Origin of the sequence: Bacillus pinisoli (assembly GCF_023036475.1) — a bacterium.
Classification (GTDB): domain Bacteria; phylum Bacillota; class Bacilli; order Bacillales; family SA4; genus Bacillus_BS; species Bacillus_BS pinisoli.
The window spans coordinates 420,799-441,616 of sequence record NZ_JAJQKI010000003.1 but is presented as its reverse complement, the minus strand read 5'-3'; the positions used below and the strand labels follow the sequence as shown (position 1 = coordinate 441,616).

The following is a 20,818-nucleotide window of genomic DNA, read 5'->3' as shown; positions in this document are numbered from 1 at the left end:
AAAAAATACACGCAAACTGCCTATTCTTTTATACTTGAATTGTCTAGAAACAAGTAGAGAATGGAGTTTACGTGTATATGAATCTTATCATGAATTTACCTGTAATGAAAGATGTATTAGTGAAGAATGTTGTGGAAGGTGAAATCCTTATATTAGTATCCAATGCCACCTCAACTACTAGATAGTGGCCGCTAACTTAACTTCATGTTTTGAATCACAATGCCTTCTATTAATATCATTCCTTGCTAAGATGTTAACATCCCTCTAAATAATCTATAAGGTAGTCTCAAGCAACTTTATAACTGATTACCATTCTCTAATTACTTTTAATCAGATAATTACTCCCTATCTAGCACTTAGTTGTCATACTAAGTATTCTATCTCTTAACCAGCCCCAAATTATACGTCTTACTTTACTTTCCCTCTATCTAATTCCCCTATCATTTTTAGAAGGTCTAGTTCCATTTTCCTTATTTAATTTGTCTATTCAACAAAATTCCCGAATAAATGGGATGATCTTATAAGATTTGCTAGTAAAATGTAGAACCCTGTCATACGAAACATTCCTTACATTCGTAACATTTGCAAGGAATTCCACGACTTCTCATTGAATACATACTCCTATGATGCTTAGCCCCTGTCCAATAAATTGATTATTCCTTCTACTAGATATCTGTCATTGAAGCATCTCCGAAAGCATATTTAATATAATTACAATTTTTTTCTGTGAGAGGAGATTCTGTTTATGGTTCATCGAAAATGTGTAGCTATGCTGCTTGCTGGAGGAAAAGGAAGTAGACTGAGTGCTCTTACTGAAAACTTAGCCAAACCTGCCGTTCCTTTTGGAGGGAAATACCGTATTATTGATTTTTCACTTAGTAACTGTACCAATTCAGGCATTGATACCGTTGGGGTATTAACACAATATCAACCGCTTGTTCTGAATTCGTATATTGGTATTGGGAGTACATGGGATCTAGATCGTAAACATGGAGGGGTTACAGTATTACCTCCTTATGTAGAGACTGATAGTATGAGATGGTATACCGGTACCGCTAGTGCCATCTTTCAAAATATGAATTACATTAGTCAATATCATCCTGATTATGTCCTGATCCTATCGGGTGATCATATCTACAAAATGGACTACGCTGAGATGCTCTCCTATCACATTGAAAAGGGCGCAGATGTGACCATTTCGGTGAAAGAGGTGGAATGGGAAGAGGCAAGTCGTTTTGGCATCATGAATACAGATGAGGATCTAAATATACTAGAATTTGAAGAAAAGCCAGTGGCTCCTAAGAGTAACTTAGCTTCGATGGGTATTTATATCTTTTCTTATTCCGTATTAAAAAAGTTTCTTCATTTAGATGATTCTGCCCCTCAATCTAGCCACGATTTTGGTAAGGATGTTATTCCACTTTTACTCCAACACCAAAAAAAATTAGTTGCTTATCCATTTAAAGGCTATTGGAAGGATGTAGGTACCGTTAAGAGCTTATGGGAAGCCAATATGGATTTATTAAAAGAGGATTCAGAATTAGACTTATACGACAATTCATGGAGGATCTATTCTGTTAATCCTAATCAACCACCACAATATATTGCTCCATATGGATCTGTTCAACAATCGTTAATTAACGAAGGTTGTGTGATAGAAGGAAGTGTTGACCATTCTGTGTTGTTTCAGGGTGTTCACATCGGCAGAGGTTCCGTCATCAAGGATTCAGTTATCATGCCAGATGCGATTATAGGTGAAAATGTTGTCATTGAGAAAGCCATTGTGCCGGCAGGGATGAAGGTTGAAAGTGATTTGATTATAGGTCCATCTGATTCTTCGAATGAAGTTGTTCTAGTCTCACCAGACCAACTATCTTCATGTAAGGTTGAATAATTAAGGCTGTTTTATTATAGATCGATTCTTTCTTGAGTTCCGGTGTTTGTATTTTAATAAGGCTCTTTTCGTATAGATTGTTGTTTATTAGATTAATGTCATCTGCTTTTCATCTAGACAGTTGTTCTTTTCTAAACGATAAATACCATATTTACCGTTAAAAGTAAGCTTAACTTCAGAAGAAATATATTAGAAAGCAATAAAGTTTTAGAGAAGAGCCTTTTAAGAGCCATAAAGAGGGGAGTACGTAAAGTGAAAGATACTATAATGGGGTTAATTGATGCATCGACAATGAGTGAGTCACTGGAAGAATTAACAATTAAGCGTTCACTCTCTGTTATTCCGTTTGGAGGCAGATATCGTCTTATTGACTTCGTATTATCTAATATGGTCAATTCAGGAATTAATAGTGTAGCTGTGTTTCCAAAATATCATTATCGGTCACTAATGGATCATATTGGTTCAGGGAAGCAATGGGATTTAAATCGTAAAAGAGACGGACTGTTTATCTTCCCCCCAACTGAACAAGAGGACGATAAAACGATGGGATTTGGGTCCTTTTCACATATGGAAGCGAACTTAGACTACTTTCTACGTAGTTCTCAAGAGTATGTTGTCGTTGCCAATTGCCAGGTAGTCGCTAATCTTGATTATCGTGATGTGCTCAGACGTCATAAAGACACTGGGGCGGATATCACGTGTATTCGAAAAAATGGTAGATCTCTACATATGTATTTATTAAAGAAAGAATTTCTTATGAAACTATTTTGTCAATATAAGGAATCTGGTTACTCCTATCTTTCAGATGTGATAAAGGATAAGCACGCCTTCTATAAAATTGAGAGTTATGAGTATACCGGCTATGTGGCATATATTAACTCAATTGAAGCTTACTATTTTCATAGCTTAGAATTACTGAAGCCTGAAATTTGGAAGCAGTTGTTTACATCTGAACGTCCAATCTATACAAAAGTAAAAGATGAGCCTCCAACACGTTACGTAGATGGTGGCATGGTGGCGAACTCTTTTATTGCCAACGGTTGTACGATCCATGGTCATGTTGAAAATAGCATAATCTTCCGTGGTGTGACAGTAGGAAAAGGGACGGTCATCAAAAATAGTATTGTGATGCAAAAAAGCCAGATTGCTGATGGTTGTTTAATAGAGAATGTCATTTGTGATAAAGATGTAAGAATTGGCTCAAACGTTCATTTAAAGGGTGATTCAGCCTCTCCAATAGTTCTGAAAAAAGGAACGACGCAAGGAGCTCTGATGAATTCATGAATATCTTATTTGTCGTGTCAGAATGCCTACCATTTGCTAAAACAGGGGGACTAGCTGATGTGGCAGGCTCACTTCCTAGAGAACTAACAGAGTTTGGTTCCAATTTATCCGTCATATTACCTTTATACGGAACAATCCCAGAAGATGATAAGCGTAAGATGGAGTATGTAGATAGCTTTGATGTAGAAGTAGGCTGGCGAAAACAATACGCAGGTGTAAAGAAACTAGAAGAAAATGGTGTTTGTTACTACTTTATTGATAATGAATACTATTTTAAGAGGGACTCTTTATATGGATATTATGATGATGGTGAAAGATTCTCCTTCTTTAGCAAGGCTGTTTTAGAGGCTATTCCATACTTGGATCAATCTCCGAATATTGTCCATTGTCATGATTGGCATACTGCTATGATTCCGTTTTTGTTAAATGAGTATTACCAAGAGTTACCAGTCTACCAACATATTAAAACTGTATTTACGATTCATAACTTACATTTCCAAGGGTTGTTTCCAAAAGAAGTGCTACATGAATTATTAAATGTGGAAGATCATTACTTCACAAAGGAATACTTAGAATATCATGGGCTTGTTAATTTTATGAAAGCTGGAATTGTTAGTTCAGATTATGTCACCACAGTTAGTCCTACTTATTGTGAAGAAATTAAGACACCATACTTTGGTGAAGGACTAGATGGATTATTACGTGAGCAAAATGAGAAACTCTTTGGTATTTTGAACGGAATAGATAATAGATTTTATAATCCAGAAACAGATCATTATATTCAATCAAACTATACGATTAAGAGTATAGAAGAGAAACGGAATAACAAGATTAATCTTCAACGTTTTTTTAACCTTCCAGAGAATACATCTACTCCTATTATTGGGATTATTAGTAGACTGACCAGTCAAAAAGGATTAGAACTAATCACTCATATATTTCATGACTTGATGCAAGAGGATATTCAATTTATTGTACTCGGTACTGGAGATTCAACTTTCGAACATTTTTTCAAGGAGATGTCATACATATATCCAGATAAGGTAAGAGCCTATATTGGGTTTGATGAGAGGCTTGCTCATCTAGTATATGCCGGTTCAGATCTATTTTTAATGCCATCTAAATTTGAGCCATGTGGGTTGGGACAGTTGATCGCGATGCGCTATGGAACGATCCCGATTGTTCGTGAAACAGGTGGGTTAAACGATACGGTGAAGCCTTACAATGAATTTACTCAAGAAGGAACCGGTTTTAGTTTTACCCACTTTAATGCTCATGACATGCTTTTTACGATGCGGAGAGCTCTTACTATTTATCGTGAACCTGAGCGATGGTTTTCATTGATCGAGCAAGCAATGAGTGAAGACTTTAGCTGGAGTCAGTCAGCGTTTATATACCACCAGCTTTACTCGAAATTATGCTTACCTGTTAGGAGTGAACGTTATGTTCTCAAGCAAGGAACAGTTTAAGTTGGTATATTTACAAAAGCTTGAAATGATGTATGGTAAACGTTTTGAAGATACGACTGTAATAGAGCAGTATCATGCGTTAGGACAGTTAGTAAGAGAAACCATTAGTACAAGATGGATTGAAACGAATGAGAAGTACCGAATGAATAAAGAGAAGCAAGTGTATTACTTATCTATTGAATTTCTACTCGGAAGGTTATTAGGAAACAACCTGTTGAATCTAGGTGTTAGAGGTCTATGTGAAGAAGCACTGCGGGATTTGGGGATTGAATTAAGTGCACTCGAGGAATGTGAGATTGATGCAGGCTTAGGTAATGGGGGGTTAGGTAGGCTCGCTGCCTGTTTCCTAGATTCATTAGCAACATTAAATCTTCCAGGGCATGGATGTGGAATTCGTTACAAGCATGGGTTATTCGACCAAAAGATCGTAGATGGATACCAAGTAGAATTACCGGAGCAGTGGCTAAGACATGGTAATGTTTGGGAAGTGAAAAGACCTGATAAAGCTGTGCCCGTGAATTTCTGGGGCAAAGTCGAATCTTATTATGAAAATGGCAGATTAAAATTTAGGCATGTTCAGCCTGAAACTATATCTGCTGTACCTTATGATATGCCAGTTATCGGATATAAAACGAATACTGTTAATATGCTTAGGTTGTGGAGTGCTGAACCTGCGCCTTATCCAATCCATGGTGATGTCCTGAAATATAAACGAGATACAGAGGCTGTTTCGGAATTTTTATACCCTGATGATACAAACGATGAAGGGAAAATACTGAGGCTGAAACAACAGTACTTCTTAGTGGCTGCCAGTCTAAAGAGTATTATCCATTCTTATCGTAAACAACATCATTCCCTGAGAGAGCTTCATGATTATGTAGCTATCCATATTAATGACACCCATCCAGTGTTAGCTATACCTGAAATGATGAGAATTTTGATTGATGAGGAAGAGTTAAGCTGGGATGAAGCATGGGAAGTTACAACGAAAACCATTTCATATACGAATCATACGACTTTATCAGAGGCATTAGAAAAATGGCCAGTTCATATATTTAAGCCTTTATTGCCGAGGATCTATATGATTGTAGAAGAGATTAATGAGCGCTTTTGCAAGGCGCTTTGGGAACAGTATCCGGGAGATTGGAACCGGATTGAAAGAATGGCCATTATTTCACATGACTTGGTCAAAATGGCTCACTTAGCAATTGTTGGGACACACTCTACAAATGGAGTAGCTAAAATACATTCTGAGATTCTTAAGCACCGTGAAATGAACGATTTTTACGAAGTGTTTCCTGAGCGTTTTAATAATAAGACGAATGGTATTACGCATCGACGCTGGCTCTTAAAGGCAAATCCAGAGCTAACTAACTTGTTAGTTACGACTATTGGGGATGAGTGGATTCAACATCCTAACAAGCTAGTAACACTAGAAAAGTTTGCAAACGATGCAAGCTTTAAAGAAGAACTTCAAAAGGTTAAACAATGCAGAAAGAATATTTTAGCCAGAAGGATAAAAGAACAAACGGGCGTTGTAGTAGATGAACATTCTATCTTTGATGTTCAGGTTAAGAGGCTTCATGCATATAAGCGACAGTTACTTAATGTATTTCATATTATGTATCTTTACAACCGGTTAAAAGAGGATCCGGGATTTACGATGTATCCAAGGACATTTATATTTGGTGCGAAGGCTTCACCAGGCTATTATTATGCGAAGAAAATTATTAAGCTCATTAATTCTGTTGCAGATAAGGTCAACCATGATCCGAAGGTAAAAGACTATTTAAAGGTGATATTCTTGGAAAACTATCGTGTTTCATTGGCGGAGGATATCATACCAGCAACAGATGTAAGCGAGCAAATTTCGACGGCAAGTAAAGAAGCGTCTGGGACAGGAAATATGAAGTTTATGATGAATGGTGCTCTTACGATTGGTACATTGGATGGGGCAAACATTGAGATAAAAGAAGAAGTTGGAGCGGATAATATTTTTACTTTTGGTTTAACTTCAAGTGAAGTACTTGATTATTATCAAAATGGTGGCTATCGCTCTCAAGAATATTATCATCATAATAAGTATATCCGAACAATTCTTGAGCAATTAGTAAACGGCTTCTTCCCAAATACAGGTGATGATTTTGAGATGATTTATGACTCTTTATTAATGCAAAATGATGAATTCTTTGTGTTAAAGGACTTTTCATCTTATTGTCAAGCTCAGGAGAGACTGAGTCAAGTGTATGAGGACCAGAGCTCATGGTTTGAAAAGAGTGTCATTAACATTGCGAAGTCAGGGTATTTTTCAAGTGATCGAACCATTCAAGAATATGCCCATGATATTTGGCATTTGAATAAGGCAAAAGTACATTAGGCTTATTTAGAAGTATACGAGGTAGCAAGAATGTTAGATTACTAAATTCCTATTTTCAAAATAGTAAAAAGAATGAGCAATTTAATTGTATTGACGTAAATTTTTTCCTGTGTTATAGTGAAGTTACTACCCGAGCGTTAAGAATTAGAAAGTAAGAAGACATACCTTCATGAAATTGTGTTGTGTTTGGTAAGGCTTTGCTTTCACACACACACATTTTCATGAAGGTTTTTTTCTTGTCAATCTTATCACTTTCTCGGGAGCAATTTTTAGGTACCAAAGAGTGCCGGTTTTAGGAGGCAATAATATGCAAAACGGTAAAGTTAAATGGTTCAACAGCGAAAAAGGTTTCGGATTCATCGAAGTTGAAGGTGGAGACGACGTATTCGTACACTTCTCAGCAATCCAAGGTGAAGGTTTCAAAACTTTAGAAGAAGGTCAAGAAGTTAGCTTCGAAATCGTAGAAGGTAACCGTGGACCTCAAGCTGCTAACGTAAACAAACTTTAATCTTATAGTAAAAGCAGTCCATAACGGACTGCTTTTTTTCATGGAATTTAGCGGTAACGGTCTTTTCCTTCTTCTGTATATGGTTCTTTTCCTTCTTCTGTATATGGTTCTTTTCCTTCTTCTGTATATGGTTCTTTTTCTCCTGGTGGAAGATCACCGAATATCGTCATAGTGCCAGCTTCATCTAATAAATCTTCGTATGATTCATGCTGATGGTTTGGGTAGACGGTAATATTCTTACCTTCAATATCTGTACCGATAAAGTTTTCATAATCCTCTACATATCCGACAGGGTCTTCTGATTCAACATAAGCATCATTGTAGTGCTCCACTTCCATATCAATATCAGAAGGTGATTCTGAAGTGCCGTAGCGAGCAACATCTTGCCAAGAGTCTTCTGCATCATAGGCTTCAGCTTCAGATTCATCGTATTCGAACCGCCCAAATGCAGGCATTAATACGTTCTCTTCAACAGGACGTTCATGTGAAACCAAATGATCGGGTGAATGTTCTTTACAGTATAATGCAGTTGGCAAAGCCTCAAGACGTTCAAGTGGGATGTCTCTTCCACATTCTTTACAGCTTCCATAGGTACCTGTTTGAATAGCTCTCAGTGCATCCTCAATGTCCTTTAACTCTTTTTCTGTGTGTTCGTTAAGGGCTATATCCTTTTCACGCTCGTATAATTCGGTTGCATCATCCCCCGGATGATTGTCATAGCTTGACAGTTCCCCGGTAGATTCATGAAATGCACCACGTTCAAGATCGTAATGACCAACATTCTCGAACCTATTTTCAATTGCTTGTTTATCTTTGAGTAATTGATTACGAAACTTTTCTTTTTGGAGAGCAGATATCATGGGTTTCCCTCCTCATTCATGTATTAACCTTGAGTGGTTATTTCTAGACGAAAAAACCTACTGCACCTATTAGTATGCACCATGTTATGAAAAACATAGATCAAACAAAAAAACAGCCTACATAAGTAGACTGCTACACAACGTAAGCAAGTATTAATCCAATTGATACTAATAAACCAAAAATGGTATTCGTTTGGGCTGTTGCCTTCATCGCTGGCATCATTTGGATCGGAATTGTCTTGCCAATGAATCCTTTTGTAGCTTGAATTGGCTTAGGAATACTCAAAAGTACCAATAGCAACCATGGTGAAGCCATATTAACTAATATTAAGGCAATCACCCATAAATAAGAAACAATAAACATTCCTGCTAATACTTTAATGGCATTTTTTCTTCCAACAATAATGGCTAACGTCTTACGTCCATTTTCTTTGTCTCCATCAAGATCTCGAATGTTATTTGCCAAGAGTATGGCACCAACTAAGATAGAAATAGGCATAGAAACCAAAATACTTTCAACAGACACAGTTCCTGTTTGCACGTAGTAAGACAATAATATAATGATGTTACCCATAAATAGACCTGCAACTACCTCACCAAAAGGTGTATAAGCAATAGGAACAGGACCACCTGTATAGAAGTAACCAGCTGCCATACATATCATCCCAATCACAGCTAACCACCAGCTACTTTGCATACAAATGTAAATTCCGATTAATGTTGCTACCCCAAATAAAATGAAGGCAAGTCTTAGAACTGTTTGTGGCTTTACTCCTTCACGAACAATAGCACCACCAATTCCAACTGAACCTTCATGATCAAGACCTCTTTTAAAGTCGTAATACTCATTTATCATATTTGTAGCGGCCTGTATAATTAGGCAAGCAAACAACATCATAATAAACATAGGTAAATCAATTTTTGTATATGGTAATGCTAAGGCAGTTCCGATAAAAACAGGTACGAAGGCTGCTGTTAGGGTATGGGGTCTTGTTAATGTCCACCATACACGCCAGTTCTGTCTCTTAGGTTGATAATTTGCACTTTGATTTAATTCTGTTTGCATAGCCACTTCACCTCTCCTTATAGCTATATCACATATAGTTTAGGTAAAGAAGGTACAAGTGTCAACGCTTTTATATAGGAATATTACACATGTATTTACAAGAATTGAAACGTTTTCCTTTAAGCTTTTGAGCAAAAGCTATACAATAGAATAGGAAGAAAATACAGACATGTATACCAATGTTGACACTGTGAAAACTCAGGTGTATTTTTATATAGTTATGTAGAAAAGGTATGGTTTTTATTGCGACATGTTGTATGAGAATATACGGCAAAGTCTCTTTTCATATAAATTGTTGCGTTTGTAAAAATCCCAAAAGCCGGATTTTTACTCGTTAGTACATTGGCCATTGCTTTAAATAGAGAGAGTTGCTCTTTTCTAACAATTATCTCTTCGGTAATATAGTATTAGTAGGGCGGTTTGTTGGGAAAATTAGCTTGAAAAGCAACAAAGGTTTAGAAAAGAGCCATTTCATTGAGTTATATATAGATAGGGGGGAATATGATGGTTACTGTTCAACAAAAGTCTATACTAGATGTGATTACAGAAGGAATTGAACAGGCGAAAACGCTTGGTCATTCTATTCTTGTGAGTTCAACTATAAGTATTGATCACGTTGATCCCCTTATGTTTTACGAGGCAGGGAAGAAACTATTCTTTGGTGAGCGTTTTTTCTGGAAAGAGCCACACCAAGAAATAGCATATGTAGGTCTTGGAGCGTCACATGTAATTGAAACATCTGAAAAAACAGCCTATCGTTATCAGCACGTAGAATTAGAGTGGGATAAATTAATTCAAACCTCAGTTCAAACTAAACAGAGTGCTACTCATATAAAGCTTTTTGGTGGCTTTTCGTTTGATCCATTAAAGAAACGAACGAGCTTATGGGAGGACTTTCCGGAATCGAAGTTTTATTTACCTACTTACATGCTTACGTCTGAAAAGGAAGGATCATGGCTAACTGTTAACTTACTTGTAACGGCTATTGACCGTCCAGACAATATTTATAAGAATCTTGAGAGAGAGAAACTGTTGTTACTAAAAAGTAATCAGAACAAACCATCTGGTCGAACTCATACCTTTACAGAAAAAGAAGTAGAGGTTGAAAAGTGGTTGAAATCAATAGAAAATGTCATATCACATATTAATGAAGGTAAGTTAGAAAAAGCTGTTCTGGCTAGAGAGTTAACCTTACATTCAGACGAGGTTTTTGATATTCGGTCCATTTTGATGCAATTACAACAAAAACAGCCTACTAGTTATCTTTTTGCGATGGAGAGCGGTTCATCTACTTTTATTGGTGCTACTCCTGAGAGGTTACTTAAAAAGGAAAACCAATCTGTTTTATCAACTTGTTTAGCTGGATCCATTAAAAGAGGCAAGACAGAGATTGAGGATCAAAAACTTGAACGCGAACTGCTTCATGACGTAAAAAATCTTGAAGAGCATCAGTTTGTTGTTCAAATGATATCACAAGAGCTAGAGCAGGTTTGTCAGGAACTTACGACAGCAGATAAACCAACGATTTTTAAAGCAAAGGATATACAGCATCTATATACACCTATTACAGGTAAAGTAAAAGACGGCGTCCATCTTCTTTCCCTTGTTGAACAGCTTCACCCAACTCCTGCCCTAGGTGGGTTTCCTCAAGAGAAGGCATTGGTTGAAATAAGAGAGCAGGAACTATTAGATCGAGGTTGGTATGCAGGACCAATTGGCTGGATTGACGGAGATGGAAATGGCGAATTTGCCGTAGCAATCAGATCTGGACTAATCAAGCAAAAACAGGCCTCATTATTTGCCGGCTGCGGTATAGTAGGGAAGTCAGAACCTATTAAGGAATACGAAGAAACTCAAATAAAGTTTAAGCCAATGCTTACAGCAATTGGAGGCAAGGGAAATGAGTGACAACCTAGCATTAACACATTATCTGGCTACATTTATTGAGGGGTTGGTGAAATCTGGTGTTGAAGATGTTGTTATCAGCCCAGGCTCAAGATCAACCCCCATTGCCATCTTGATGGAGGAACATCCTTCTATCAAAACGTGGATTAATATTGATGAACGTTCAGCTGCCTTTTTCGCATTAGGAATAGCGAAAGCATCCAGAAAGCCTGTAGCCCTGCTTTGCACATCTGGTACTGCTGCAGCAAATTATTATCCTGCTATCGTAGAAGCTACTCATTCTAAAGTACCACTTATCGTATTAACAGCGGACCGACCACATGAACTTAGAGATGTAGGGGCACCTCAAGCGATTAATCAAATTGACTTATACGGTAAATATAGTAAATGGTTTGTTGAAATGGCGCTGCCTGAAAGTACGACTAATCTTCTTCACTATTCTTATACAGTGGCAACTCGCGCTGTAGCTACATCCTTATCATCACCAGCAGGAGTGGTTCACCTTAATTTTCCTTTAAGAGAGCCATTAGTTCCGAATTTAGAGGAGTTGCAGTGGAATATAACTGAATCCAAAAAGACAGTTATACAAAATGGAAGGCAGCAATTATCTCCAGAGGTAATACCTTTGTTAAAGAATATTGCAGAAGAAGAAAAAGGATTGATTGTGTGTGGGCCACATGACCAAAAAGGTTTCTCAGAAGCTGTCATAGCTCTAGCTGAACAATTAGGATATCCTGTATTGGCAGACCCGTTATCCCAAGTTAGAAGTGGTTCTCACTCTAAAGATATGATTATTGATTGCTATGATACGATATTAAAAAGTGGTCATTTCTTTAAAGATATGAAACCTAATGTCATCATTAGGTTTGGTGCAATGCCAGTATCAAAAGTGCTCATGCAATTTATGACACAGGCAGAAGCCTCTTATCAATTAATAGTAGATGCTGATGAGGGATGGAGAGACCCGACCTTAACGGGGACTCATTTTATACATATAAATGAAATTGATTTTTGTGAGCAAATGAAAGATATCGTAAGTACAAAGAAGACTAATCGGGAATACTCAGAAAAGTGGAAGCATGCTAATGAAATAGTGAAGCCTGTTTTACATGCCGAGGTGACTGATTTCCACTTTGAAGGTGATGTCGTTCGCCATCTCGTTCATCACCTTGAAGATGAAGTTGGCTTGTTTATTGGTAATAGCATGCCGATACGAGATATTGATACATTTTTTATGGTAAATAATAGACGAATTCGCTTGTTTGCAAACAGAGGGGCAAACGGAATTGATGGGATTACTTCTACTGCCTTAGGTGTTAGTACGAAGGTAAAAAAGCTTGTATTATTAGTGGGCGATCTTACTTTTTATCATGATTTAAACGGATTGTTAGCTAGTAAACTGTATAACCTTCCTATCACCATTATTGTTGTCAATAACAATGGGGGAGGCATTTTCTCTTTCCTTCCACAGTCAAAGGAAGAAAAACATTTTGAACAACTATTCGGTACTCCAATTCATTTGGATTATGAGAAAGTAGTTTCTATGTATGATGGGAACTTTAAGCGTGTACGTTCCTGGGCAGAGTTCAATGAAGAAGTAGCACGAAGCCTTGCTTCTAATCAATTACATGTAATAGAAGTGCCAACTGCACCTCGTGATGAAAATGTGGTGCTACATCGTCAGCTTTGGAATGAAGCGATTAAAAAGTTGGAAGGAACTACGGAATGGAAGTAAAATTGAATGGTGTTACCTATTCCTATATGGTTACTGGAAAAGAAGGACCTGCCATTTTACTATTACATGGGTTTACAGGGTGTAAAGAAAATTGGTCTTTTTTAATAGATCGATTAGCTCCTCATTATAGAGTCATTGCAGTCGATTTACCAGGACATGGTAAGACAGAGACTCCTATAGACGTAGGACGTTTTGAAATGGAAAGTGTTTGTAACGATCTACATCTACTATTAAAGCACCTTTCTATTTCTCAGGTTCATCTACTGGGTTATTCAATGGGAGGGCGGGTTGCAATAGCTTTTGCTACCATGTATCCTGAACAGGTGAGCTCATTAATAGTAGAGAGTAGTTCACCGGGGTTACAAACTCAAGATGAAAGAGACAAGCGGGTAGAGGCAGATTATCAATTAGCAGATGAGATTTTATCAAAAGGTATTCCCTCTTTTGTTGATAGATGGGAGAATATTCCTTTATTTTCATCGCAAAAGAAACTACCAGAGGACATACAAACCAAAGTCCGAGAGCAGCGGATTCAGAACTCTTCACTCGGTCTTGCACAGAGCTTAAAGGGAATGGGTACAGGTGTCCAGAAATCCTATTGGGACAAGCTATCAACTCTTACGATGCCTGTGTTATTATTATGTGGAGAGTTGGATCAGAAGTTCTGTCTGATTGCTCAAAACATGCACATGCGTATACCTCATTCTATTATTCAACAAATTTCTTGTGTTGGACATGCAATTCATGTGGAACAATCTGAAGTTTTTGGTAAAATAGTAGATGAGTTTTTACATAATAATGATTCTAGAAGGAGGATTTTCATGACAGTAGAATGGATTGCTGAAAGAAAATATGAAGACATTTTATATGAAACACATAATGGAATTGCTAAGATTACCATTAACCGTCCTGAAGTAAGAAATGCGTTCCGCCCTAAGACAGTAATGGAACTAATTGATGCATTTGCTTATGCGCGCGATGACGAGAATATTGGAGTTATCGTATTAGCAGGTGCTGGTGACGAAGCATTCTGTGCAGGTGGAGACCAAAAAGTTCGTGGCCATGGTGGTTACGTTGGTGATGACCAAATACCTCGCTTGAATGTATTAGACCTTCAGCGTTTAATTCGTGTTATACCAAAGCCAGTTATCGCGATGGTTTCTGGTTATGCAATTGGTGGAGGGCACGTATTACATGTCGTTTGTGATTTAACGATTGCTGCTGATAATGCTATTTTTGGACAAACTGGTCCTAAAGTTGGAAGCTTTGATGCGGGGTATGGTTCTGGCTATCTTGCTCGCATCGTTGGTCATAAAAAGGCAAGAGAAATTTGGTTCTTATGCCGTCAATACAACGCACAAGAAGCTCTAGATATGGGATTAGTAAATACAGTTGTACCTCTTGATCAACTAGAAGCTGAGACTGTACAATGGTGTAACGAAATTCTAGAGAAAAGCCCGACTGCTATCCGCTTCTTAAAAGCTGCGATGAATGCAGATACTGACGGGTTAGCTGGTTTACAGCAATTCGCTGGAGATGCAACGTTACTGTATTATACAACTGAAGAAGCAAAAGAAGGTAGAGATGCATTTAAGGAGAAGCGTACTCCGGACTTTAAGCAATTCCCACGTTTCCCATAAGATTATGGCAAAAGCTTGATGGTATTAACCATCAAGCTTTTCTACTACCTACAGGAAGTGAGGCGCATTATGTTTGAAACACAAGTTGTACCTAATTGGCTTATGCAAAGGGCATACTTAACTCCAAATCGTGTTGCGATAAAAGTGGGAGACCGTGAAATTACCTTTGAAGAATTACATAACCAAGTGCTTCAAACGGCTAGAAGATTATATAGTTTGGGCATTCATAAGGGAACAAAAGTAGGACTTCTTTCTAATAATAGCATGGAGATGATCGAGCTGATTCATGCGATAAAATACGTGGGTGGAATAACCGTATTACTGAACACTAGACTGACTAGCCAAGAAATTTCTTGGCAGTTAGAAGACTCAGGTGCGACGTATCTTTTTGCTGAATCTTCATTATCGACAAAGGTTGATAATGGGAACAACATTCAAATCATCTCCTTTGATGCTTTATACGATATTGAACCTTGTACTGAGGCCGAAATACAACAAGAGTTTTCGTTATTGGAGTATGATACCATCATGTATACGTCCGGAACTACAGGACGTCCTAAAGGGGTATTACATACGTATGGAAATCACTATTGGAGTGCAATAGGGTCTGCGCTAAACCTTGGAATTCATCAGAATGATAGTTGGCTAGCCTGTGTTCCTTTTTTCCATGTCAGTGGTTTATCCATATTGATGAGAAGTGTAATTTATGGGATGAAAGTCGTCATTCTAGAACAATTTTCTCCTTCTATAGTCAATCGTATGATCATCAAAGAAAATATTTCAATGATTTCAGTTGTAAGTACGATGCTTTTCCAAATGGTAGAACACCTTGAACACGAAAACCTACATTATGCTGATTCTCTTCGCTGTGTTTTATTAGGAGGAGGACCAGCACCTAAGTCTTTATTAGAAAAAAGTAAAAGCTTAAACATTCCTGTTTTTCAGACTTATGGGATGACAGAAACAGCCTCACAATTAGTAACACTTTCACCTGAATATAGTCTAAGTAAACTCGGATCAGCGGGTAAACCTTTGTTCCATTCCCAAGTGAGAATTATCAATGAGGGGAAAGAGCAGCCGCCCTTTCAACCAGGAGAGATTGTTGTGAAGGGACCTACTGTTACAAGTGGTTATTACAATAGAATGGAAGCGACGAAAGAGTCTATAAAAGAAGGCTGGTTGTATACGGGAGATATTGGCTATTTAGATGAAGAGGGCTTCCTATTCGTATTAGATCGCAGGAAGGATTTAATCATTTCAGGGGGAGAAAATATCTATCCTGCTGAAATTGAAGGGGTTTTATTATCTCATACGAATGTAAAAGAGGCCGGTGTCATTGGAATTGAAGATGAAAAGTGGGGACAAGTGCCGGTTGCATTTGTTGTAGGAGATCAGCTCACTTATGAAGAACTAGAAAAATATTGCCTTGATCAATTGGCGAAATATAAAGTACCAAGAAGTTTCTATTTTGTCCAAGAGCTCCCTCGTAATGCAACGAATAAGCTTCAACGGCATAAGCTCTTAGAGTTAGTACCTATACATGAAAATTGACAGTAAAAAAGAAGAGTGGAGAACTCTTCTTTTTCTATTTCGGTCACTTTTAGTATTAGACAGTTTATAAGTAGAAAGATGTCCCTTGGTCCTTATATTCATCGAATGGATCCTGATCTTCCCACTCAAGCGCATCTGCTTCAAAATAATATGTATCCTTTGGTGAAAGCTCATGGTGCCAAACAGTAGCTAGTGAGTCCGTATAAATCGGATATCTGTCCATGTTGATTCCTCCCTCATTTTTAATACGTACTATAATGTGTCCATCTGCGAACAGGAATATGCAATAAAAAAGGGTTTTAATTGATAATGATAATTTTTATCAATTAACTTGACAAAGATAATCATTCTCAATTAGAATGATGGTAATAATATTACATGGGAGGAAAAAATAAATGAAGTCACTAATGGTTGTGGGCGCAGATCATTTAGGATTAATTACTGAAAAGCTAGTAAATATTGGGTTTGGAGAAATTCATCATATCGATGGTAGAAAAGTAAATTCAGTAAAAAAGGGTATACCAGAAAATATTGATATGGTGTTTGTTTTGACCGATTATGTTAATCATAACTTAGCAAAAGTCATCAAACAAAAAGCAAAAGAAAAAGAGAAGCCAATCTATTTTGTTAAACGCTCTTGGAGCTCCATGTATAGTGTACTGCAAGAATTGAAAGTAGGAAGCTGAGATGAACGGACTGTCACTACATAATAAACACCATGATAGACGATCTTTTACCCAACTAGAGCAGGATCTCCTTTTTCAACAAACTGTAGAAGAAATTATTAGAGAGTATGCAGGTCATTCTTTTTCTGAGCGTAATACGGAGACATTGCTTGCTACTATCTACAAACACACAAGGAATCCAGCATTTTTTAGTACTTCTTCAAGTCTAATTGCCCTAGCTAAGTTTAGTAATTATTTACTGCAATCCATTGGAAGAATCAATCACACTCATTTATTCTCTATACGTAATAGCTCCCAAGTATCAATACCAGAACTTAATATACAATTATCGCTTCAACTTGAATTAGGAGAATGGAAGCAGAAATCTTTCGTTGTAAAAAAATTTGTTTGGAATGAGTTTGATAAAAAATTACTCACACACTTGATTTCACTATTTACTATAAAAGCGTATTCGCAAATTCCTGATGAAATTGAGCTGATTGACTTAAGTAATGGAGAAGTGACAATCTCGCCTATTAGTGAGTATCATGAAGCCATCTTATATGTGAAACAGACCTTAGCCAACGTAGGCAAAAGTTCAATAAGTGGTTCTTTTTACCGAGTAACAACAACAAAAAAGCAGTGAATGGTCACTGCTTTTTTGTTGGTACCTTATAAGAAATAAAGAGAAATTACTTTTGGGATTTTTACCCTGAAAACAACTTTCTATACAAACAGCCTTTATCAAGTTTCACTAGTATAGCTTCTCCTTAAATGGTTAAACATAAAGGTAAGGAGGTGTTTGATAAATGGCACAAGATGTATTATGTGAAGTAAGTAGTTGTGTACACAACATGCACGGACAAAAATGTGGAGCCACTCAAATTTATGTTGTGAACCACAGAGATAAGAATGCTGAAAGTAGTTCTGAAACTGATTGTAAAACATTCGAACCTACAGACGTATAAATTTTTCTAAAGAGACAATCAATACCGTGATTGTCTCTTTTCTCGTTCATTATGTCCTCTATCTATATTATTGAAAATAATTATCATTATTATTCAATAATCCCATAAAAATTTGCCAAAAACATAAAACTAGTTATTTAAAGCAGTCTTTAATGTTTCAAGATTTTTTCTCATCATTGTGAAATAATCTTCATTAGCTGTAAGATCATTTTCAGTGAGCGTTTCTAAATTGTGAAGAGTTAACGCTTCTGCTTTAATTTCCTTTTTGACAATATCCGCAATTTTAGTAGAAACATTTTGCTCAAACAGAACATAATTAATGTCGTGTTCTTTAGCGGTTTCAATGATGTTGGTTAGTTCTTGCTGAGAAGGCTCATTTGTTGGTGAAAGTCCAGAAACACTAATTTGTTCAATCCCATAACGGGCTTCCCAATACCCATAGGCAGCATGAGCAACAAGTATTTCTTTTTTTGTTGACTGTGTAATGGCTTCGGTAAATTCCTGATTTAGCTTTTCAAGTTCTACTTTGAGTTGATCAAAGTTTTTCTGAAATTCGTCTTTAGATTCAGGTTTTAATTCCACTAAGACATTTAGAATATTTTCAGATAGTTGAATAGCTAAAAGTGGATCTAACCAAACATGAGGATCTAAATTACCATGATCGTGCGCTTCTTCATCTGCGTGTTCTGCATGGTCATCATGAGTTTCTTCCTCTTCATGTTCAGCATGATCATCATGGGCTTCCTCTTCGTGTTCTGCATGATCATCATGAGCTTCTTCCTCTTCGTGCGCTGCATGATCATCATGGCCTTTTTCCTCTTCAACACCATGAGCAATTAATTCAATGTCGTGTGCTGCCTCTACCATTCGTACGTCTTCATTTTTCATGGCATCCTTAATGGCATCAGCAAATCCTTCAATTCCGGAACCTGAGTAAATAAACGCATCTGCTTCTGCAATCTTAACCATGGTCTTTGCAGTTGGCTCATAGGTATGACCATCTGCTCCTGGAGGTACGATGTTCTCAACTTCTACATGGTTTCCCCCAATTTGAGAGGCAAAAAATTCAAGTGGATAAATAGTCGTATATATAGTTAACTTATCCTCAGTTAGTTCTGTTGTTTCGTCTTGGGCCTGTTGGTTACAACCAACTAAAGCCAAGCTTAATGCAATGATTAGCATAAAATATAGCGATAATTGTTTCATACTTTTCCCTTCCTTATAAATCATAATCGTTTCGATTTGAAATCCAAAAAATATTATATCGTAATTATTCCGATTTTGGAACTGAAAAGTTTTTACAAAATTTTTTCCATAAATAAAGTATCTTTATGCAACTTCCAATCTTCCTGTAATTCTCTTTCAGTAAGAAGACATTCATTTAATGATGATTCAACAAGGTCTCTATTTAAATGGATCCCAATGAAAACTAGTTCTGTGATACGATCACCGTAGATAGGATCCCAATTCTCTAATAACTCAGGTTCTTCCTTTAGGATCATGTGCTGTTCCTGTTCAGGAAGTGCAGCAACCCATTGCCCGACTGGTTGAAAAATAATAGAAGGACCAGCTTGAGAAAGGAGAATAGAGTCATCATTTTGTGAGGAGAGCCAGATAAATCCTTTTGCCCGAACAATGTCAATTGGCCAATTCTCTAGCCAACTCTTCAGCCTTTCAGGGTGGAAAGGAATTCTTTTGCGATAAACAAAGGATGATATCCCATATTCTTCCGTTTCAGGTACATGCTCTTCATTTAGCTCTCTCATCCAGCCTGCTCCCATACTAGCTTCTTCAAAGTCGAATAGATTCGTATGTAATATTTCATGAAGTGCTACTTTTGAATGACTAGCTAATACTATTTTTGCCTGAGGATTTAGTTTTCGTAAGACTCCTTGTAGTTGATTAACTTTATCCTCGACGAGTAGATCAATCTTATTTAAAATAAGGACATTAGCAAATTCTATCTGATCAATTAAGAGGTCAGCTACTTCTCTAGTATCGAACTCATCTGTTCCTTGTTGTCGATCTATCAAACTTTCTCCACTTGTGTAGTCATTCCAGAACCGGTATCCATCTACAACCGTCACCATTGTATCAAGTCGACAAATTTCTGTTAAATCAATCCCTAGTTCTTCATCAATATAAGTAAATGTTTGAGCAACCGGAATAGGTTCACTTATTCCTGAAGATTCTATTATTATATAATCGATATCGCCCTGCTTTGCGAGTTTTTCAACTTCTATCATTAAATCTTCACGTAGTGTGCAGCATATACAACCATTTTGCATTTCAACAAGTTTTTCTTCTGTTCGTGAAAACCCACCTTTCTTTACAAGAGAGGCATCAATATTTATTTCACTCATATCATTAACAATGACGGCAACTTTTAGACCGGAACGATTGTGTAAGATATGATTAAGTAATGTAGTTTTGCCTGCTCCTAGGTATCCACTTAAAACAGTTACTGGTATTTTATTCATTTTTTTCTCCTTTTTATAAAACGTAATTATTACGATTTAAATCATAAACGAATCCATGCTTGTCTGACAAGAGGGAAAATAAAAAAACTTGATTATAAGTAATCAAGTTTTACTCTTTCTTTTGGGGAACGGGATCAATGCCACCAGGGTGAAAAGGATGGCACTTACAAATTCTTTTAATCGTTAACCAGCCTCCTTTTGCTGCTCCAAATCGCTGAATGGATTCGAGCCCATAATGAGAACATGTCGGATAGAATCGGCAGCTAGGAGGGGTAAGAGGGGAAATAAATCTTTGGTAAAAGCGTATGATAAGAAGAAATAGTTTTTGTACCATAAGTACCTCCAGAAAATTACATGCATTAATTCAAAGTATTCCAATCTAAATTAGTGAAAAAAGAAGCATTTCGCGTTATGAT

At 37.0% G+C, this 20,818-nt stretch carries 18 protein-coding genes and 1 pseudogene; 13 read left to right on the top strand and 6 right to left on the bottom strand.

Going from position 1 to position 20,818, the window contains the following annotated elements; translation table 11 throughout:
- Window positions 1–745: 745 nt before the first annotated feature.
- From LT143_RS06775 to cspD, 5 genes are all read left to right on the top strand, one after another.
- Window positions 746–1,894, top strand: coding sequence for a glucose-1-phosphate adenylyltransferase (locus tag LT143_RS06775; protein WP_246941501.1), 1,149 nt, complete (start codon window positions 746–748; stop codon window positions 1,892–1,894).
- A 252-nt stretch (window positions 1,895–2,146) separates the two neighbouring features.
- On the top strand, window positions 2,147–3,178 hold the full coding sequence (locus LT143_RS06770; RefSeq protein WP_246941499.1) for a glucose-1-phosphate adenylyltransferase family protein: 1,032 nt from the start codon (window positions 2,147–2,149) through the stop codon (window positions 3,176–3,178).
- A complete protein-coding gene (gene glgA, locus LT143_RS06765) occupies window positions 3,175–4,647 on the top strand; it encodes a glycogen synthase GlgA (protein ID WP_246941497.1) in 1,473 nt (490 codons plus the stop codon). Before LT143_RS06770 ends, glgA begins: the two co-directional genes overlap by 4 nt.
- Window positions 4,622–7,024: a glycogen/starch/alpha-glucan phosphorylase gene (locus LT143_RS06760; protein WP_246941495.1), complete on the top strand. Its 2,403-nt coding sequence runs from the start codon at window positions 4,622–4,624 to the stop codon at window positions 7,022–7,024. Before glgA ends, LT143_RS06760 begins: the two co-directional genes overlap by 26 nt.
- A gap of 307 nt (window positions 7,025–7,331) precedes the next feature.
- Window positions 7,332–7,532 carry a cold-shock protein CspD gene (gene cspD / locus LT143_RS06755; RefSeq protein ID WP_246941494.1) on the top strand — a complete coding sequence of 67 codons (201 nt, stop codon included), beginning with the start codon at window positions 7,332–7,334 and terminating at the stop codon, window positions 7,530–7,532.
- 47 nt (window positions 7,533–7,579) lie between these two features.
- On the opposite strand, the gene LT143_RS06750 is transcribed toward cspD, so the two are convergent.
- Both LT143_RS06750 and LT143_RS06745 read right to left on the bottom strand, forming a co-directional pair.
- The gene (locus tag LT143_RS06750) at window positions 7,580–8,392 is read right to left on the bottom strand and encodes a TraR/DksA C4-type zinc finger protein (RefSeq protein ID WP_246941492.1); all 813 of its coding nucleotides are present in this window, start codon (window positions 8,390–8,392) and stop codon (window positions 7,580–7,582) included.
- Window positions 8,393–8,525: 133 nt separating this feature from the next.
- Window positions 8,526–9,458 (bottom strand): 1,4-dihydroxy-2-naphthoate polyprenyltransferase, encoded by a 933-nt coding sequence (locus LT143_RS06745; RefSeq protein WP_246941554.1) that lies wholly within the window; start codon window positions 9,456–9,458, stop codon window positions 8,526–8,528.
- A gap of 504 nt (window positions 9,459–9,962) precedes the next feature.
- On the opposite strand from LT143_RS06745, the gene LT143_RS06740 reads away from it, so the two are divergent.
- The 5 genes and pseudogenes from LT143_RS06740 to LT143_RS06720 all read left to right on the top strand — a co-directional run bounded on the left by LT143_RS06740 (window position 9,963) and on the right by LT143_RS06720 (window position 16,289).
- Window positions 9,963–11,366: an isochorismate synthase gene (locus LT143_RS06740; protein ID WP_246941489.1), complete on the top strand. Its 1,404-nt coding sequence runs from the start codon at window positions 9,963–9,965 to the stop codon at window positions 11,364–11,366.
- Window positions 11,359–13,098, top strand: a complete 1,740-nt coding sequence (gene menD, locus LT143_RS06735; protein ID WP_246941487.1) for a 2-succinyl-5-enolpyruvyl-6-hydroxy-3-cyclohexene-1-carboxylic-acid synthase — start codon at window positions 11,359–11,361, stop codon at window positions 13,096–13,098. The genes LT143_RS06740 and menD overlap by 8 nt, the downstream gene beginning before the upstream one ends.
- Window positions 13,089–13,880: pseudogene (gene menH, locus LT143_RS06730) on the top strand (2-succinyl-6-hydroxy-2,4-cyclohexadiene-1-carboxylate synthase); the annotation flags it as partial. The gene menD and the pseudogene menH, both read left to right, overlap by 10 nt.
- A gap of 39 nt (window positions 13,881–13,919) precedes the next feature.
- Window positions 13,920–14,738 carry a 1,4-dihydroxy-2-naphthoyl-CoA synthase gene (menB, locus tag LT143_RS06725; protein ID WP_246941552.1) on the top strand — a complete coding sequence of 273 codons (819 nt, stop codon included), beginning with the start codon at window positions 13,920–13,922 and terminating at the stop codon, window positions 14,736–14,738.
- A gap of 69 nt (window positions 14,739–14,807) precedes the next feature.
- Complete coding sequence (locus tag LT143_RS06720) at window positions 14,808–16,289, top strand: o-succinylbenzoate--CoA ligase (RefSeq protein ID WP_246941485.1); 1,482 nt, start codon at window positions 14,808–14,810, stop codon at window positions 16,287–16,289.
- Window positions 16,290–16,353: 64 nt separating this feature from the next.
- Here the strand turns inward: LT143_RS06720 and LT143_RS06715 are convergent, their stop codons facing one another.
- The gene (locus tag LT143_RS06715; protein ID WP_246941483.1) at window positions 16,354–16,512 is read right to left on the bottom strand and encodes a hypothetical protein; all 159 of its coding nucleotides are present in this window, start codon (window positions 16,510–16,512) and stop codon (window positions 16,354–16,356) included.
- A 172-nt stretch (window positions 16,513–16,684) separates the two neighbouring features.
- Between LT143_RS06715 and LT143_RS06710 the strand changes: the two genes are divergently transcribed.
- From LT143_RS06710 to LT143_RS06700, 3 genes are all read left to right on the top strand, one after another.
- A complete protein-coding gene (locus LT143_RS06710) occupies window positions 16,685–16,975 on the top strand; it encodes a DUF2325 domain-containing protein (RefSeq protein WP_246941481.1) in 291 nt (96 codons plus the stop codon).
- A 1-nt stretch (window position 16,976) separates the two neighbouring features.
- On the top strand, window positions 16,977–17,600 hold the full coding sequence (locus LT143_RS06705; protein ID WP_246941479.1) for a hypothetical protein: 624 nt from the start codon (window positions 16,977–16,979) through the stop codon (window positions 17,598–17,600).
- A gap of 163 nt (window positions 17,601–17,763) precedes the next feature.
- Complete coding sequence (locus LT143_RS06700; RefSeq protein WP_246941477.1) at window positions 17,764–17,922, top strand: DUF1540 domain-containing protein; 159 nt, start codon at window positions 17,764–17,766, stop codon at window positions 17,920–17,922.
- A 129-nt stretch (window positions 17,923–18,051) separates the two neighbouring features.
- Here the strand turns inward: LT143_RS06700 and LT143_RS06695 are convergent, their stop codons facing one another.
- The 3 genes from LT143_RS06695 to yidD form a co-directional block, all read right to left on the bottom strand.
- On the bottom strand, window positions 18,052–19,128 hold the full coding sequence (locus LT143_RS06695) for a metal ABC transporter solute-binding protein, Zn/Mn family (RefSeq protein WP_246941474.1): 1,077 nt from the start codon (window positions 19,126–19,128) through the stop codon (window positions 18,052–18,054).
- Window positions 19,129–19,220: 92 nt separating this feature from the next.
- The gene (locus tag LT143_RS06690; RefSeq protein WP_246941472.1) at window positions 19,221–20,402 is read right to left on the bottom strand and encodes a GTP-binding protein; all 1,182 of its coding nucleotides are present in this window, start codon (window positions 20,400–20,402) and stop codon (window positions 19,221–19,223) included.
- Window positions 20,403–20,511: 109 nt separating this feature from the next.
- Window positions 20,512–20,736 (bottom strand): membrane protein insertion efficiency factor YidD, encoded by a 225-nt coding sequence (gene yidD, locus LT143_RS06685; RefSeq protein WP_246941470.1) that lies wholly within the window; start codon window positions 20,734–20,736, stop codon window positions 20,512–20,514.
- Window positions 20,737–20,818: the final 82 nt, after the last annotated feature.